The organism is Pseudotabrizicola sp. L79, assembly GCF_036553525.1.
GTDB lineage: Bacteria > Pseudomonadota > Alphaproteobacteria > Rhodobacterales > Rhodobacteraceae > Pseudotabrizicola.
In genome coordinates, this window is the sequence record NZ_JAZHDA010000002.1 from 1 (window position 1) to 315 (window position 315).

Here is a 315-nt window from a genome sequence, read left to right on the forward strand (position 1 = left end):
AGGTGTTAGGGTCGGATGGCGACCGTGTTTGTGCCGATTACACTGGGCTAAATGATGAGCCTGTTGTGCATTGTATGGTTTAATTCGATTTAACTCGTAGGTAATAGTTGCAGGAGAACGCTTTAAGAAACGGGCTATTTCTCGAGTTGAATGATTAAGTTTGATCATTGTTTCAATGACAGAACGTTCGTGAGCTGATAAACTAGAAGACATAAGCTGCAGATCCTTTATGGTTGATTTTAGTCAATTACCATTAAAGTCTCTGCAGTTTTTTTATGCAAGGTGTTCGGTTTAATTTTACAATCTGCCGTATAT

General features: G+C 38.7%; 1 protein-coding gene. It reads right to left on the bottom strand.

Features of this window, described 5'->3' with window-relative positions; all coding sequences use genetic code 11:
* A partial coding sequence (locus V3C85_RS00005; protein WP_331792943.1) for a helix-turn-helix domain-containing protein occupies positions 1 to 213 on the bottom strand: 213 nt, incomplete at its 3' end.
* Between the last annotated feature and the right edge of the window lie 102 nt (positions 214 to 315).